This is a genomic window from Micromonospora sp. C31, from assembly GCF_018070575.1.
Lineage (GTDB): Bacteria > Actinomycetota > Actinomycetes > Mycobacteriales > Micromonosporaceae > Micromonospora.
Window position 1 is genome coordinate 1 of record NZ_JAGPXN010000012.1, and the last position, 18381, is coordinate 18381.

The following is an 18381-nucleotide window of genomic DNA, read 5'->3' on the forward strand; positions in this document are numbered from 1 at the left end:
CGGGTTTGGAGTTGTTGACGCGGGCTCGGGTGTGGCGTCGTGGTGAGCGGGTGCGTCGGGCGGGGGTGTCGTCGTTCGGGTTGTCGGGGACGAATGCGCATCTGATTCTGGAGGAGGCTCCGGCCGAGGTCGGGGAGTCGGAGTCGGGTGTGGGTTCGCAGCCGGTGGGTGCGGTGCCGGTGTTGGTTTCGGGGCGTGACGCGGAGGCGTTGCGGGCCCAGGCCACCCGCTGGGCCGACCGGCTCGACCGGGAACCGCCCCTCGCGCTCACCGACGTCGCCCGGACCGCCGCGCTGCACCGGACGCACTTCGACCACCGGGCCGTGGCCCTGGCCGCCACGGTCCCGGACGCGGTCACCGCGTTGCGGGCGCTGGCCGCCGGCACCGCCCACCCGGACCTGGTCCGGGGCGACGTCCGCCCCCGGGGCAAGACCGTCTGGGTCTTCCCCGGCCAGGGCTCCCAGTGGGTCGGCATGGCCCACGACCTGCTCGCGCAGAGCCCGGTGTTCGCCGCCGTCGTCGCCGAGTGCGACGCCGCGTTCGCCCCGCTGCTCGGCTGGTCCGTGCGGGACCTGCTGGCCGCCGGGGAGACCCCCGAGCACCCGCTCGACCGGATCGACACCGCCCAGCCGGCGTTGTTCACCATGTACGTGGCGCTCGCCGCCGTGCTGCGCGACCTCGGCCTCGAACCCGACGCCGTGGTCGGTCACAGCCAGGGCGAGGTCGCCGCCGCCGTCGTTGCGGGCGCGCTCACCCTCGCCGAGGGCGCGCGGATCATCGCGGTCCGTAGCATCGCCCTGCACCGTGAGGGCGGCGGTGGCGAGATGGCCGTGGTCGAACTCCCCGTCGACGAGGTCCTCACCCGGATCGCCCCCCACGGTGACCGGGTCTCCGTCGCCGCGGTCAACACCGACCGCTGGACGGTGATCTCCGGCGACACCGACGCCGTCCTCGACGTCCTGCTCGACGTGGACGACGAGGACGTCCCCTGCGCCCGACTGCACGCCGCCTGCGCCTCGCACAGCGCGCACATGGACCCGCTCATGCCGGGGTTGCGCGCCGGTTTCGGGGAACTGCGCCCACGACCGACCCGGATTCCGTTCTGGTCCACGGTCACCGGGGACCGCCTCGACGGTGAGCAGCTCGACGCCGACTACTGGTGCCGCAACCTGCGGGAACCGGTCCGCCTCGACCTGGCCCAGGCGGCCCTGCTCGCCGCCGGGCACGACGTCTTCGTCGAGGTCAGCCCGCATCCCGTGCTGGTCATGCCGCTCGCCGACGGGTGCGCCGCCGCCGACGGGCTGGCCGTACCCGCCCTGCGGCGCGACGAGGGTGGCCTGGACACGCTGCGCCGTACCCTGGCGTTGCTGCACGTCCAGGGCGTCGACGTGCCCTGGGCGGCGGCACTGCCCGCCGGCCGTCCGGTCGACCTGCCCACCTACCCGTTCGGCGGCGAGCGCTACTGGACGCGGAAACAGCGGCGCGGTGGCGACGTCGGCACCGTCGGACTGGACGCCACCGGCCACCCGTGGCTCGGCGCGACGACCGGGGTCGCCGAGGGCGACGGGGAGCTGATGCTCGGCCGGATCTCCCTCGGCGAACAGCCGTGGCTGGCCGACCACACCGCCTTCGACACGGTGCTGGTGCCGGGGACCGGCCTGCTGGACGTGGCCCTCGCCGCCGCCGACGCGGTCGGCCTCGGCGGGGTCGGTGAGCTGACCCTCGCCGAACCGATGGTCTTCGGTGACACCGGCGTGCTCCGCCTCCAGGTCCGTGTCGAGCCGCCCGAGCCGGACGGATCCCGCGCGGTGACCGTCCACTCACAACGCCAGGGCGGCCAGGACGGCTGGACCTGCCACGCCACCGGCGTGCTGGTGCCCGAGGTGACCGCGTCCACCACTGCCGTCCCGGCACCGCCGTCGGAGGCCGAGCCGGTCGACCTCACCGGCTTCTACGACCGGCTGCGGGGACAGGGCATCGGCTACGGGCCCGCCTTCCAGGGGCTCACCGAGCTGCACCGGCACGGCGACACCGCGTACGGGCTGCTGCGGCTCCCCGCGACCGCACCCGCCCCGGGCTTCGGGATGCACCCCGCCCTCCTCGACGCCGCCCTGCACGCCGTGCACGCGCTGCGCGAACCCACCGCCGACACCCGGGTGCTGCTTCCCTTCGAGTGGCGGGACGTGACCCGCCTCGGGCCGGTCGGCGACACCGTCCGGGTCGTCCTCGAACACCGGGTCGGCGACGACTCGCTCCGGCTGGTCGTCGCCGACCCCGACGGGCAACCGTTGCTCACCGTCGGCGCACTGCACGTGCGGGAGGCCACCGCCGAGCGGCTGCGTGCCGCCGCCCCGGTCGAGCACCTCTACCGGATCGCCCTCGAACCGCTGCGCGGCCCGGCTGCCGGTGGTGGCGAGCCGGTCACCTGGTTGCTCGGCCCGGCGGACGGCCCCGACGCGGTGGCCGACCTCGCCGGCCTGCGGGACCGTCTCGACGGCGGTCGCCCGGCCCCGGACCGGCTCCTGATCGACGCCGTCTGCCGTCCGGCACGACCCGCCCCCGGCACGGCGACCGGCTCCGACCCGGTCGGGACGACCGTCGCCGTCCACCTGGCCCAACTACGTGACCTGCTCGGCGAGGACCGCCTCGCCGGCACCGAGCTGGTCTGGGTCACCCGGGGCGCGCAGGCCGGGAAGGACCGCGACCTGGCCGGTGCCGCCCTGTGGGGGATGCTCCGCGCCGCCCGCGCCGAGCACCCCGAGCGGTCCCTGCGCGCCGTCGACCTCGCCAGCGGCGACCCGGGTGCCGATCCGTCCGACGCGACCACGGCGCGTACCGCCGCCGGCCCCGACGACCAGACCGGTCTCGTCGCTGCCCTCGCCGACCCGACGAACGGGCTCACCGCCGCTCTCGCCAACGGCGAGGAACCGGAGGTCGTCCTCGCCGCCGACGGGGTACCCGCCGTACCCCGGCTGGTCCGGGTCACCCCGGACGGGGCGGCCCGCCCCCTCGACCCGGACGGCACCGTCCTGGTCACCGGCGGCACCGGGCAGCTCGGCGCGGCGGTGGCCCGGCACCTGGTCACCCGGCACGGCGTACGGCACCTCGTCCTCGCCTCCCGGCGCGGCACGGCGGCCGAGGGGGCGGACGCCCTGACCGCCGAGCTGACCGCGGCCGGGGCGGAGGTACGGACGGTCGCCGTCGATGTCGCCGACCGGGCCGCACTCGCCGCGCTCCTGGACACCATCCCCGCCGGGCACCCGTTGACCGCCGTCGTGCACACCGCCGGCGCCCTCGACGACGGGTTGCTCGCCGACCAGAGCGCCGACCGTCTCCGGGGGGTCTTCGCCGCCAAGGTCGACGGGGCCCGGCACCTGCACGAGCTGACCGCCGGTCACGACCTCGCCGCCTTCGTCCTCTTCTCCTCGGCGGCCGGCGTGCTCGGCAACCCGGGGCAGAGCACGTACGCGGCGGCGAACGCTCTCCTCGACGCCCTCGCCGAGAGCCGCCGGGCTGCCGGGCTCGTCGCCACCAGCCTCTCCTGGGGGCTGTGGCAGCCGGCCGGGACCGGGCTCACCGCCGGCCTCGGCCGGGCCGACCTGGCCCGCATGCGCCGGCAGGGTGTCGCTCCGCTGACCGTGGGGCAGGGGACCGCGCTGCTGGACGCGGCCCTGGGCGCCGACCAGGCGCACCTCGTCCCGATCCGGCTCGACCTCGGCGCGCTGCGCAGGGAACTCGACCGGGGCGGGGTGGCCCCGGCGGTGCTGCGCGGACTGCTGCGGCTGACCAACCGCAGGTCGAGTCGCGCCGGCAGCGGCGGCGGCCTGCGGGAACGACTCGCCGCCCTGCCGGAGGCCGCCCGCCGGGACGCGGTGGTCGACCTGGTCCGCCGGGAGGCGGCCGTGGTGCTCGGCGCGCCCGGCCCGGAGTCGGTCCGCACCGGGCAGGTGCTGCGGGAACTCGGCCTGGACTCGCTGATGGCGGTGGAGCTGCGCCGGCGGCTCGCCGCGGAGTCGGGCCTGACCCTCCCGGCGACCCTCGCCTTCGACCATCCCACGCCGCAGGCCATCGCCGACCTTCTCCTCGCTCGGCTCGTCCCGCAGTCGGCACCGCAGCGGCAGGTCAGCCGGGCCGACCTGGACGAGCTGGTGAACCTGCTGCGGCGGGTGGACCCCGACGACCTCGCCCGGACCGGTCTGGCGGCGAACCTGCTGGACCTGCGGGCCGGACTGACCAGGGAAGGGGTGGCCGCCCCACCCGATCTGCCGGAAGACGCCGGAACCGGGGACGACGCCAGCACCGAAGACCTGCTGAACTTCCTCGACGCGAAGCTGGGAGCCCGCTGATGAGCACCGCCGACGTGACCCGCCTGGAGCAGTACCTCCGTCGCGCCACCACCGCGCTGGTCCGGACCGAGAAGGAACTCGAAGCCGAGCGCGGCGCGCGCACCGAGCCGATCGCGATCGTGGCGCAGGCCTGCCGGCTCCCCGGCGCGGACACCCCCGAGGAGTACTGGTCGCTGCTCGCCGAGGGGCGGGACGCGATCAGTGGATTCCCGGCCCGCTGGGCCGGCCGGGACCTCTACGACCCGGACCCGGAGGCGGCCGGGAAGAGCTACGCCCGCGAGGGCGGCTTCATCTCCGACGTGGCGGGCTTCGACGCGGACTTCTTCGGCATCTCGCAGCGCGAGGCGTCCGGCATGGATCCGCAGCAGCGGCTGGTGCTGGAGACCACCTGGGAGGCGCTGGAACGCGCCGGGATCCGCCCCGGCGACCTGGCCGGCACCCGGACCGGTGTCTACCTCGGCGCGATGGCCTCCGACTACGGCCACGGCCTGCAGGACCTCGACGCCCTCGACGGCTACGTCGGCACCGGCAAGGCCGGCAGTGTCCTGTCGGGTCGGGTGTCGTACACGTTGGGTCTTCAGGGGCCGGCGGTGACGGTGGACACGGCGTGTTCGTCGTCGTTGGTGGCGGTGCATCTGGCGGTGTCGGCGTTGCGTTCGGGCGAGTGCGACGTGGCGTTGGCCGGTGGGGTGACGGTGATGAGTTCGCCGTATCTGTTCGTGGAGTTTTCGCGGTTGAAGGCGATGTCGCCGGATGGTCGGTGTAAGAGTTTTTCGGCGTCGGCTGATGGTGCGGGGTGGTCTGAGGGTTGTGGGGTTCTGGTGTTGAAGCGGTTGTCGTCGGCGCGGGCTGATGGTGATCGGGTGTTGGCGTTGGTGCGTGGTTCGGCGGTGAATCAGGATGGTCGGTCGCAGGGGTTGACGGCGCCGAATGGTCCGTCGCAGCGGCGGGTGGTGCGGGATGCGTTGGTGGCGGCGGGGTTGTCGGCGGGTGATGTGGATGCGGTGGAGGCGCATGGTACGGGGACGGTGTTGGGGGATCCGATTGAGGCGGGTGCGTTGGGGGAGGTGTTCGGGTCGGGTCGTTCGGTGCCGGTGTGGTTGGGGTCGGCGAAGTCGAATATTGGTCATGCGCAGGCGGCTGCGGGTGTTGCTGGTGTGATCAAGATGGTGTTGGCGTTGGGGTATGAGGTGTTGCCGCGGACGTTGCATGTGGATGAGCCGTCGCGGTTGGTGGATTGGGGTTCGTCGGGTTTGGAGTTGTTGACGCGGGCTCGGGTGTGGCGTCGTGGTGAGCGGGTGCGTCGGGCGGGGGTGTCGTCGTTCGGGTTGTCGGGGACGAATGCGCATCTGATTCTGGAGGAGGCTCCGGCCGAGGTCGGGGAGTCGGAGTCGGGTGTGGGTTCGCAGCCGGTGGGTGCGGTGCCGGTGTTGGTTTCGGGGCGTGACGCGGAGGCGTTGCGGGCCCAGGCCACCCGCTGGGCCGACTGGCTGGAGGCACACCCCGACACCGACCTCACCGACCTGGCCCGGACCGCCGCCGTCTGCCGTACCCACCACCGGCACCGCGCCGCGCTGGTCGTCACCGACCCGGCCGAGGCGGTCACCGCGCTGCGGGCGCTCGCCGCCGGCACCGCCCACCCGGCGGTGCTGACCGGCACCGCCGACGACGGCGGCACCGCCGTCCTCTTCACCGGCCAGGGCAGCCAGCGGCCCGGCATGGGGCAGGGCCTGCGGGCGGCGTTCCCGGTCTTCCGGGACGCCTTCGACGCGGTCGCCGAGGCGCTCCGCCCGCACCTGGACCGCCCACTCACCGAGATCCTGGACGCCCCGGCCGGCTCCCCGGACGCCGAGCTGGTGCACCAGACCGCATACACGCAGGCCGCGCTCTTCGCCTTCGAGGTCGCCCTCTACCGCCTCTGGGAGTCCTGGGGGATCCACGCCGACATGCTCGCCGGGCACTCGATCGGTGAGTTGGCCGCCGCGCACGTCGCCGGGATCCTCGACCTGCCCGACGCGGCCCGTCTCGTGGCCGCCCGGGGCCGGCTGATGCAGGCCTGCCCGCCCGGCGGGGCGATGGTCTCGGTGGAGGCCACCGAGGACGAGGTCGCCACCGCCCTCACCGACCTGCCCGGTGTCGCCGTCGCCGGCCTGAACGGACCCCGGCAGACCGTGGTCAGCGGCGACAACGACCCGGTCACGGCGGTCGCCGAGCACTTCGCCGCCGAGGGACGCCGGACCCGTCGTCTCACCGTGTCGCACGCCTTCCACAGCCCGCACATGGACCCGATGCTCGACGCGTACGCCGAGGTGGCCGCCGGTTGCCGGTTCGCCGCCCCGGCCATCCCGGTGATCAGCACGGTCACCGGGGAGCGGACCGGCCCGGAAACCCCCGACGGCGACGGACTCCGCTCGGCCGCGTACTGGGTGCGGCAGGCCCGCGACGCCGTCCGCTTCCTCGACGTGGTCGGCCGCGCCGAGGCCAGCGGGATCCGCCGCTACCTGGAGTGTGGTCCCGCGCCGGTGCTCGCCGCGATGGCCGCCGGCTGCCTCGCCGAGGACTCGCCGAGCCAGGTCGCCACCGGCCTGCCCGGTGTCGTCGACACCGACGAGGTCACTGCCGTGCTGGCCGGCCTCGCCCAGGTGCACGTCGCCGGCGGGGACGTCGACTGGTCCGCCCTCGCCGGCACCCGGGGCCGCCTGGTCGACCTGCCCACGTACGCCTTCCAGCGCCGCCGCTTCTGGGTGGAACCGGCCCGCGGCGGCGACCCCTCCTCGCTGGGGCTGACCACCGCCGGGCACCCCTGGCTCGGCGCGGTCACCTCGGTCGCCGACGACGGGGACCGGCACCTCTTCACCGGCACCGTCTCCACCGGCACCCACCCGTGGCTGCGCGACCACCGGGTCCATGGCGCCGTCCTGGTCCCCGGCACCGGGCTGCTCGACCTCGCCACCGCCGCCGCCCGGCACGTCGGCGCGGCCGGGGTGGGGGAGCTGACCCTGCTCGATCCGCTCGTCCTGCCGGACACCGGCACCACGGTCCGGGTCCAGGTCACCGTCGGGCCGGCCGGGCCGGACGGGGCCCGGCCGTTGACCGTGCACAGCCGCGTCGACGACGGCAGCGACGCCGCGGTCTGGCGCCGTCACGCGGAGGGGAGCACCGTCGCCACCGTCGACGACGAGCCCGCAGGCTGGGACGACCTGCGTCAGTGGCCCCCCGCCGGTGCCGACCCGGTCGACCTCGACGGCCGGTACGCCGCGTTCGCCGCCGCCGGCCTCGACTACGGCCCGGCGTTCCGGGGGCTGGTCGAGGCGTACCGGACCGCCGGTCGGGTCTACGCCCGGGTGGACCTCCCGGAGCCGCTGACCACCGACGGGTACACCGTGCACCCGGCCCTGCTCGACGCGGCCCTGCACGCGGTCGCCGCCGCCGACCCGGACGCCCCGGTCCGGCTGCCCTTCAGCTGGCACACGGTGCGCACCGCAGCCAGCGGCGCGACCCGGCTGCGGGTCCGGGCCGACGTCGACGCCGACGCCGAGCGGATCGTCCTACGGGCCACCGACGCGCACGGCACGCCGGTGCTGCACGCCACCCTCGTGCTCCGCGCCGCCGACCCCGCCCGGGTCCGGGCCGGCGGTACCGTCGAACACCTCTACCGGCTGCGCCACGTCGAGCCCGGTCCGCTGCGCCAGCAGGCCGGCACCCGCTGGACCCTCGGGACAACCGGCGCCGCCGCCCCGGACCGGTTCGCCGACCTCACCGCGCTCACCGGGCACCTCGACGCCGGGCACGCCGCCCCGGACCGGATCCTCGTCGACGGCGTCGCCGGCCCCACCGAGGCGCTGCCGTTGCTGCACGGGCTGCTCGGCGACGCCCGGCTGGGGCGTACCGAGCTGCTCTGGCGCACGAACGGGGCGGTCGCGGTACGCCCCGACGATCCGGCCCCGGCACCGGAGCAGGCGGCCCTGGCGGGGCTGCTGCGGGCGGCCCGCGCCGAGCACCCCGAGCGGGGGATCCGCCTGGTCGACGCCCCCGCCGGCGTCGATCCCGGCGTCGCGGTGCCCGTCGTCGACGAGCCGGAACTCGTCCTGCGCGACGGCGTGGTCCTCGTACCCCGGCTGACTCCCGCCGGGCTGGCCGACGAGCCGTTCCGGCTCGATCCGGACGGCACCGTCCTGATCACCGGTGGCACCGGCGACCTCGGGCGGACCCTCGCCGCACACCTCGTCGGCGCCCACCGGGTCCGCCGGCTGGTGCTCACCTCCCGGCGCGGCACGGTCGACGGCGCCGCCGCCGAGGACCTCGACCGGCTCCGCGCGGATGGTGCGCAGGTCGACGTGGTGGCCTGTGACGTCACCGACCGGGACGCGGTGGCCGCGGTGCTGGCCCGTCCCGACGCCCGTTGGACCGCCGTCTTCCACCTGGCGGGGGTCATCGACGACGGGCTGCTCGCGGGCCAGGACCCGGACCGGATCGCCCGGGTGATGGCCCCGAAGCTGACCGGTGCCCGCCACCTCGACGAGGCGACCCGGTCGCTGCCGCTCGCCGCGTTCGTGCTCTTCTCCTCCGTCTCCGGTCTGCTCGGCGGCGCCGGTCAGGCCGGGTACGCGGCCGGGAACGCCGCCCTCGACGCGCTCGCCACCGCCCGGCGGGCCGCCGGTCTGCCGGCGACCGCCCTGGTCTGGGGGATGTGGCAGCAGGACGGCGGGATGACCGCCGGTCTCGGCGCGCGGGAACGGGCCGAGCTGCGTGCCGGTGGCGTCGCGCCGCTCACCACCGCCCAGGCCCTCGGGGCGTTCGACGCGGCCCTGGCCCACCCCGACCCGGTCCTGGTGCCGGTCCGTTTCGACCTCACCGCGTTGCGCCGCCCCGACGCGACCGTGCCGGCGCTGCTGCGTGCCCTGGTGCGGACCCGGGCCACCACCGTCGCCGGCGCCGCCGGGGGTGGCGGTCTGCGCGACCGGTTGGCGGCGCTGCCGCGCGACGCCCGCCTCGCCGAGCTGGTCGACCTGGTCAGCCGGGAGGCCAGCGCGGTGCTCGGCGGCACGTCGGTTGCCGCCGACCAGGTCTTCGCCGACGCCGGTCTCGACTCGGTGATGGCGATGCAGCTGCGCCGCCGGCTCGTCGACACCGTCGGCGTGCCGCTGCCGGCCACCATCGCCTTCGACCATCCCAGCGCGGAGGCGGTGGCCGCGCTGCTGCTCGACCGGCTCGACCTCGGCGGGTCCGGTGTGGTCGCGACGTCGGCTGCCACGGCGGTCCCCGCCGACGCGCCGATCGCCGTGGTCGCCATGGCCTGCCGGCTCCCCGGCGGCGTCGTCGATCCGGAGGGCTTCTGGGATCTCCTCGCCGCAGGCCGGGACGCGGTCGGCCCGTTCCCGGAACGCTGGGCCGGCTTGGATCTCTACGACCCGGACCCGGCGGCGGTGGGGCGCAGCACCGTCCGTGAGGGCGGTTTCCTCGACGACGTGGCCGGCTTCGACCACGACTTCTTCGGGGTCTCCCCGCGCGAGGCGGTCGCCATGGACCCGCAGCAGCGGCTGGTGCTGGAGGCCGCCTGGGAGGCCCTGGAACGGGCCCGGGTCCGCCCCGGCGACCTGTACGGCAGCCGTACCGGCGTCTACCTCGGCACGATGGGCTCCGACTATGGCAGCCAGGCCGGGCACAGCCTCGCCGACCTGGACGGCTACTACGGCACCGGGAACGCGGCCAGCGTCCTGTCCGGGCGGGTCGCGTACACGCTCGGGTTGCAGGGGCCGGCGGTGAGCGTCGACACCGCCTGCTCCTCGTCGCTTGTCGCGCTCCACCTCGCCGCTTCCGCGCTGCGCGCCGGGGAGTGCGAGCTGGCGCTCGCCGGCGGGGTCACCGTGATGAGCACCCCCACCCCGTTCGTGGAGTTCAGCCGGCTCAAGGGGCTGTCGTCGGACGGGCGCTGCCACAGTTTCTCCGCCGACGCCGACGGCACCGGCTGGGCCGAGGGGTGCGGGGTGCTGGTGCTCAAGCCTCTCGCCGCCGCGCAGCGCGACGGTGACCCGGTCCTGGCGGTGCTCCGCGGCTCCGCGGTCAACTCCGACGGGCGTAGCCAGGGGCTCACCGCGCCGAACGGTCCGTCCCAGCAGCGGGTGGTCCGCGACGCCCTGGCCGCGGCCGGGCTGCGTCCCGCCGACGTGGACGCGGTCGAGGCGCACGGCACCGGCACCGCCCTCGGCGACCCGATCGAGGCCGGCGCGCTCGCCGAGGTCTTCGGCCCCGAACGTGCCACGCCACTGCTGCTCGGTTCGGTGAAGTCCAACCTCGGTCACACCCAGGCCGCCGCCGGCGTGGTCAGCGTGATCAAGATGGTGCTGGCGTTGCACCACGAAACCCTGCCGCCGACCCTGCACGTCCGGGAACCGAGCCCACTGGTGGACTGGACGGGCGGCCGGTTGGAGCTGCTCACCAACGCCCGCCCGTGGCCGCGCGGTGAGCGGGTCCGCCGGGCCGGGGTGTCCTCGTTCGGCCTCTCCGGCACCAACGCCCACGTGGTCATCGAGGAGGCTCCCGTCCGGTCGCAGCAGCCTGCGGCGCCCACCGAGCCGGGCAGCCCGCTGCCGGTGCCGGTCAGCGGGCACTCCGAGGCCGCCGTCCGGGCGCAGGCCGGTCGCTGGGCCGACTGGCTCGCCGGCTCCGGGGCGCCCCTGGTGGACCTGGCGTACACCGCCGCCCGGCTCCGCACCCACTTCCCGTACCGGGCGGCGGTGATCGCCGAGGACGCACCATCCACCGTGGATGCGCTCCGCGCGCTCGCGGACGGACGCCGGCACCCGGCGGTCCGGGACGTCGAACCGGTCGCCGACGGCGAGGTGGCGCTCCTCTTCACCGGTCAGGGCGCGCAGCGGGTCGGCATGGGCCGGACGCTGCACCGCGAGTCGGCCGTCTACCGGGACGCCTTCGACGCGGTCTGCGCCGCGCTCGACCCGCACCTGCCCCGTCCGTTGCGCGAGGTGGTCTTCGCCGATCCCGACTCGCCGGAGGCGGCGCTGCTGCACCACACCGAGTACGCCCAGCCGGCGCTCTTCGCCACCGAGGTCGCCCTGCACCGGCTGCTGGTCTCCCTCGGGGTGGCACCGGCCGCGCTCGCCGGGCACTCCGTCGGTGAGCTGGCCGCCGCGCACGTCGCCGGGATCCTCGACCTGCCCGACGCGGCCCGTCTCGTGGCCGCCCGGGGCCGGCTGATGCAGTCCTGCCCGCCCGGCGGGGCGATGGTCTCGATCGAGGCCGACGAACAGATCGTCCGGGCCGCACTCCCGACCGACGCGCGGATCGCCGTCGCCGGGGTGAACGGCCCGCGGCAGACCGTGGTCAGTGGAGACGCCGACCTGGTCACCGCCGTGGCGGAGTACTTCGTCGCGCAGGGCCGGCGGACGAAACGGCTGACCGTGTCGCACGCCTTCCACAGCCCGCACATGGAACCGATGCTCGACGCGTACGCCGAGGTCGCCGCCGGATGCCGGTTCGCCGCGCCCGAGATCCCGGTGGTCAGTACGGTCACCGGCGAGTGGGCCGGCGTCGACCTCCCCGCCGGGCAGGGGTTGCGGGACCCCGGCTACTGGGTCCGACAGGTCCGTCGGGAGGTCCGGTTCCTCGACGCGGTCACCACGCTGGAGGCCGCCGGGATCCGTCGCTACCTGGAGTGCGGGCCCGGCCCGGTGCTCGCCCCGATGGCCGCCGGGTGCGTCGCCGCGGACTCCACCAGCCGCTTCACCGCCGGTCTCACCGAGGACGAGAGCCTGGCGGCGGTCGTCGCCGCGGTACACCGCGCCGGGGTCGACGTCGACTGGTCACGGGTCCTGCCCGACGGCAGCGGCATCGACCTGCCCACGTACGCCTTCCAGCGCACCGCGCACTGGTTGCGGCCGGCGGGCGACCGGGGCGACCTGGAGACCAGCGGACTGGTCGCCTGCGGGCATCCGTGGCTGGTCGCGGTCACCCCGCTCGCCGACGGCGACGGGCACCTGCTCACCGGCCGGATCTCGGCCGTCGCGCACCCCTGGCTGCGCGACCACGTGGTGCACGGCTCGCTGCTCGTCCCCGGCACCGGGCTGCTCGACCTCGCCCTCGCGGCGGTCGGCGCGGTCGGTGCCGCCGGCGTGCAGACGCTGACCCTGGCCCAGCCGCTCGTCCTCGACGAGCAGGGGGCCCGCCGGCTCCAGGTCCGGGTCTCCGCCCCCGACGCGCACGGCGAGCGCCGGATCGACATCCACTCCCGCCCCGACCGGGGGGACGCGCCGTGGACGCACCACGCACACGGTCACCTGACCGACACCCCGCGCGACCCCGTCGGCCAGGACGCGGGGCTGCGGGTGTGGCCCGTCGCGGAGGCCGAGCCGGTGCCGCTCACCGACCTGCACCCGCGTCTGGCCGCGCAGGGCCTCGCGTACGGGCCGGCGTTCCGCGGGCTCACCGAGGTCCTCCGCCGGGGCAACGTCGCCTACGGGCGGGTGGTCCTGCCCGCGCCCGCCGGTGCCGCCGACGGCTTCGGGGTGCACCCGGCGCTGCTCGACGCGGCCCTGCACACCCTCGCCGCGATCACCGACGACGACCCGCGGGATGGTCTGCTCCTGCCGTTCACCTGGCTCGGGGTGCGGCTCGCCGCGACCGGGGCGACCGAACTGCGGGTCCGGGCCGAACTGACCGACGCCGACGGCGAGCCGACCGCCGTGCTGACCGTCGCCGATGCCGCCGGTGAACCGGTCGCCGAGGTGACCGGGCTGGCGCTGCGCCGGGTCCGCCCCGACCAGCTCCGCCCGGCCGGCACCGCCGAGGACCTGTACCGGGTGGAGTTCCGACCGGTCACCGCGCCGCCGGCCAGCACCCTCCCGGGCGACCTGCTCCTGCTCGGCCCCGGCACCACCCTGGCCGACGCCTGGGGCCTGCCGGCGCACGCCACCCTCCCGCAGACGCCGGCCGGTACCGTCGTGGTGGACCTGACCGGCGGTGGCGCGGCCGACCCCCGGGCGGCCCTGCTGGACGCCTTCGCCCAGCTCCGTGCGGTGCTCGGCGCCGAGCAGGTGACCGGCGTGGTCTGGGTGACCGCCGACGCGGTCGCCGCCCGCCCAGGCGACCCGGCCGACGCACTGGAGAACGCGGGCGTGTGGGGCCTGGTCAGGGCCGCCCGTGCCGAACACCCCGACCGGCCGCTGCGCCTGGTCGACCTCGGCGCGGGCGTTGACCCGGCCCTGCTCGCCGGGGCACTCGCCGGGACCGACGAACCGGAGATCGCGCTCAGGGGCGACCAGATCCTGGTGCCCCGGCTGGTGCCGGTCGACGCCGGCACCGCGCTGACCGCCCCGCCCACCGACGGCCCGTGGCGGGTGGAGATCGCCGAACGGGGCAGCTTCGACGCACTCCGGGTGGTCGCCGTCGATCGGGCCGCACTGGAACCGGGCGCGGTCCGGGTGCGGGTCCGGGCCGCCGGGGTGAACTTCCGGGACGTCCTCAACGCCCTCGACGTGGTGCACGCCCCCGCTCTCGGTCTGGAGTGCGCCGGTGAGGTGGTCGCGGTCGGCGCCGACGTGACCCGGCTGCGGGTCGGGCAACGGGTCACCGGGCTGGCCGTCGGCGCGTTCGGCACCGAGGTGGACGTGGACGCCCGGCTCCTCGTGCCGCTGCCGGACGGGCTGGACTTCGCCGAGGCGGCCACCCTGCCGCTGGCGTACCTGACCGCCCACCACGCCCTGGTCACCCGCGCGGGACTCCGACCCGGCCAGCGGCTGCTGGTGCACGCGGCGGCCGGCGGCGTCGGCATGGCCGCCGTGCACCTCGCTCGGCATCTCGGGCTGGAGGTCTGGGCCACGGCGAGCGTCGCCAAGTGGCCGGTACTGCGTGCCCTCGGCATCCCCGCCGAGCGGATCGCCTCCTCCCGGGACACCGACTTCGCCGACCGGTTCCTCGCCGCCACCGGCGGCCAGGGCGTGGACGCCGTGCTCAACGCGCTGGCCGGCGAGTTCGTCGACGCCTCCCTGCGGCTGCTGCCCCGCGGCGGGCACTTCCTGGAGATGGGGAAGACCGACGTGCGGGACGCCGCCGAGGTCGAGGCCGCGCACCCGGGCGTCCGTTACGCCGCCTTCGACCTGATGGCCGGCGGCAACGACGCGATCGCCGCCGAGTTCGCCGCCCTCGGTGCGCTGCCGGCCCAGGCGGTACGCCCGCTGCGGCACACCGCCTACGACGTACGTGAGACGCCGGAGGCGTTCCGGTTGATGGCCCAGGGGCGGCACGTCGGGAAGCTCGTGCTCACCACCCCGCGTCCACTCGACCCGGACGGCACGGTGCTGCTCACCGGCGGCACCGGCGGACTCGGCCGGGCCCTCGCCGCGCACGTGGTCCGCGCGCACGGGGCCCGGCACCTGCTGGTCGCCTCCAGGCGCGGGTCGGACGCCCCGGACGCGCGGGAGCTGATCGACGAGGTGACCGCCCTCGGAGCGGAGACGGTGCGGGTGCTCGCCTGCGACGTGGCCGACCGGGCGCAGGTGGCCGCGGTACTCGACGCGGTCGACCCGGCCCACCCGCTCACCGCCGTGCTGCACCTCGCCGCCGTCCTCGACGACGGGGTGCTGCGCAACCTCACCCAGGAACGGTTCGACCGGGTCCTCGCCCCGAAGCTCGTCGGCGCGGCCCACCTGCACGAGCTGACCGTCGGGCAGGATCTCGCCGCGTTCGTGCTCTTCTCGTCGCTGGCCGGCACGCTCGGCGCGGCCGGGCAGGGCAACTACGCGGCCGCGAACGCGTACCTCGACGCGCTCGCCGCGCACCGACGGGCCCGCGGGCTGGCCGGGGTCAGCCTCGCATGGGGGCCGTGGACGGCGACCGGGGCGGGGATGACCGGCAACCTCGATCCGGCCGAGCTGGCCCGGGTACGCCGGCAGGGGATCCTGCCGATCGACACGGCGGCCGGGTTGCGCCTCTTCGACGCCGCCCTGGCCCGCCCGTACGCCCATCAGGTGCCGGTGCGGCTGCTCCCGGACGCGTTCGACGCCGAGCCACCGGCGCTGCTGCGGGCGTTGGTCCGCCGCACCCTGCGCCACGCCCGGGCGACCGAGGCCGGTGCCGGTCTGGTCGAGCGGCTCGCCCCGCTCGACGCGGGGGAACGCGTCGCCGAGCTGACCCGCTTCGTGCAGCACGAGGCGGGGCTGGTTCTCGGGCTGCCCGACGCGGCCGCCGTCGGCGCGGAGAAGCCACTGCGCGACCTCGGGTGGGACTCGCTGATGGCGGTGGAGCTGCGTAACCGACTCGCCAAGGCCACCGGCACCACCCTGCCCACCTCCCTGACGTACGACTATCCAACTGTGCGGGCGCTCGCGGAGTTCCTCGACGGCAGGCTCGGCGCGGCCCGCCCGGCCGAGCCGGTGGCCCCGTCGGCGGCGGAGGCGACGTCGCCGCAGGGGGTGCCGGCCGACCCGGTGGCCGCCGCGCACTGGGCCGTGACCCGGCTCGGCCCGGACGCGCTGCGGGCCAGTGGCATCCTCGGCCGCCTCCTCGAACTGGCTCGTCCGGGGGAGCCGGTGGTGCCGGTCGACCGGGAGGTCGACGAGCTCACCATCGACGAGATCGATCAGGCCCTCGACGCAGTCCTCGGTAAGGAGTGAGCATGAGCCGGGACCAAGCTGTGCCGACCGACCAGCAGGGAGCTACCGTGTCCGCGACGGACAGCATGATCGAGACCGAGCAGCACCGACCGGAGGAGTCGGGGCCGGATCCGCGACGGTGGGCGGCGCTCGCCGTGGTCGTGCTCGCCGCGCTGTTGGACGGCCTGGACGCCACCGTGGTCACGGTGGTGCTGCCGGTGATCCAGCGCGACGTGGGGGCCGACTTCGCCGCCGCCCAGTGGACCCTCGCCGGCTACGCCTTCGCCTTCGCCCTGCTGTTGATCACCGGCGGGCGGCTCGGTGACATCTACGGCATGCGGCGGGTCTTCCTCGCCGGGGTCGCCGGCTTCACCGCCGCCTCGCTGCTCTGCGCCGTGGCATGGTCGGCCGAGACGCTGGTGCTCGGCCGGTTCGCCCAGGGGGCCACCGCGGCGTTGATGGTGCCGCAGGTCGTGGCGGTGATCGTCACGATGTTCCCCCGGGAGCGGTGGCCGGTCGCCTTCGGCATCCTCGGTGGGGTGCTCAGCGTCGGCACCGTGGGCGGGCCACTGCTGGGCGGCCTGCTCACCGAGGCGAACCTCTTCGGCCTCGGCTGGCGGGCGATCTTCCTGATGAACCTGCCGCTCTGTCTCGCCGCCCTGGTCGCGGCGGCCCGGCTGCTGCCGGAGCGGCGTGCGGACAGCCCCACCCGCGTCGACGGCACCGGCGTGCTGCTCCTCTCCCTCGCCGCCGGGGCGCTGATGTTCCCGCTGGTGCAGGGTCGGGAGCTGGGTTGGCCGATCTGGCTGTTGGCGTTGCTGGTGCTCTCCGTGCCGCTCTTCGGGCTCTTCGCGGTCAGCCAGCGCCGCCGGCAGGCCCGCGACGACTCCGCTCTGGTCCCACCCCGGCTGTTCCGCAGCCGCTCGTTCCGCCTCGGTCTCGTGGCGACCTTCCTGGTCTTCACCGGGGTCGGCTCGCTCTTCCTGGTCCTCACCTACCACCTCCAGTTCGGCCTGGGCTGGAGCCCGCTGCGCACCGCCCTGGCGACGGCCGCGTGGCCGCTCGGCATCGCGGCCACCTTCCAGATCGCCTGGCGCAAGGGGGCGGGGCGGGAACGGCACCTGGTCGGGGTCGGGGCGTCGATCATGGCGGCGGGGGCGCTGACCATGCTCCTGCTGGTCGACACGCTCGGCGCCGATCTGGAGCTCGCCCACGTCGCTGCCGCCGGTTTCGTGCTCGGCTGTGGGATGGGGCTGGTCTCCCCGGTGCTGACCGCGCTCGTCCTCGGCGAGGTGCCCCCCGCCGACACCGGGGCCGGCTCCGGCGTGGTCAACGCGGTCATCCAGTTCGGCTCCGCCGCCGGGGTCGCGCTGCTCGGCACCCTCTACTTCGCCCTGGTCGAGGCGGGCCGGGAGAGCTTCCCGGAACTCACCTCGACGGCCCTCTGGTACAACGTCGCCGCGTTCGTGGCGACCGCCGCGATGAGCCGGCTCCTGGCCGGCCCGTCTCCCGCCGAAACACCGGTGACCTGACCTGAACCGTTCCCGGGTCGACCCGACGCCACCTCGTGGCACACCTCAGCGTGCACCGGAATCTGCGTTCGAAGCGTTCCTCGGAGGCTCCCGATGATGAAGGAAAGTAGTGCCGTCAGCGTGCTGGCCGAGAAGGACCTGTGGTTCCGGCGCTACCACCACGGCTCGGTCACCAGCGATCTCACCCTGCTCTGCTTTCCGCACGCCGGCGGCTCGGCGACCTGGTTCTGGCCCCTCTCGGCGGACCTGGCCGGGGTCGCCGAGGTGCTGGCCGTGCAGTATCCCGGCCGGCAGGACCGGTACACCGAGCCCCCGATCGGCTCGATCGACGGTCTGGTCGACCGGCTCCTGCCACTGGTCGAGGCGATGACCGACCGCCGGATCGTCCTGTTCGGACACAGCATGGGCGCCTGCGTGGCCTTCGAGCTCGCCCGGAGACTCGGCTCCACCACCCGGCTGCTCGGTCTGGTCGTGTCGGGGCGTCCCGTCCCGTCCAAACCGCACCGGGGCGACGTGCACCGGCGCGACGACGCGGGAGTCATCGCGGAGATGCGGCGACTGGCGGGTACCGATCCGCGCCTGCTCGGAGACGACGAGGTGGTCCGGATGATCGTGCCGGCCGTCCGGGCCGACTTCCAGGCGGTCGAGACCTACCGCTACCGGCCCGGCTCGCCGCTGCGCTGCCCGGTGAGCGTGTTCACCGGCACCGAGGACCCGCAGGTGACCGTGGCGGAGGCCCGGGCCTGGGAACGCCTCACCGACGCCTCGTTCATCCTGCGGACCTTCCCCGGCGGTCACTTCTACCTCGCCGAACAGCGGGCCGCCGTGGTCGCGGCACTGGTCGACGACCTGACCCGCTTCGCCGTCGGGAACGCTGCCCTGCACCACTGACCGGCA

General features: G+C 75.5%; 4 protein-coding genes. All 4 read left to right on the forward strand.

Translation table 11 applies throughout. From position 1 onward, the window contains the following. Positions 1–14 precede the first annotated feature (14 nt). The 4 genes from KBX06_RS17270 (at position 15) to KBX06_RS17285 (ending at position 18375) form a co-directional block, all read left to right on the forward strand. On the forward strand, positions 15–4346 hold the full coding sequence (locus KBX06_RS17270) for a type I polyketide synthase (RefSeq protein ID WP_247686131.1): 4332 nt from the start codon (positions 15–17) through the stop codon (positions 4344–4346). Next, positions 4346–15973, forward strand: a complete 11628-nt coding sequence (locus KBX06_RS17275; protein ID WP_210836048.1) for a type I polyketide synthase — start codon at positions 4346–4348, stop codon at positions 15971–15973. Before KBX06_RS17270 ends, KBX06_RS17275 begins: the two co-directional genes overlap by 1 nt. 47 nt (positions 15974–16020) lie before the next feature. Further along, the gene (locus tag KBX06_RS17280; RefSeq protein ID WP_210836050.1) at positions 16021–17484 is read left to right on the forward strand and encodes an MFS transporter; all 1464 of its coding nucleotides are present in this window, start codon (positions 16021–16023) and stop codon (positions 17482–17484) included. 96 nt (positions 17485–17580) lie between these two features. Next, on the forward strand, positions 17581–18375 hold the full coding sequence (locus KBX06_RS17285) for a thioesterase II family protein (protein WP_210836053.1): 795 nt from the start codon (positions 17581–17583) through the stop codon (positions 18373–18375). Positions 18376–18381: the final 6 nt, after the last annotated feature.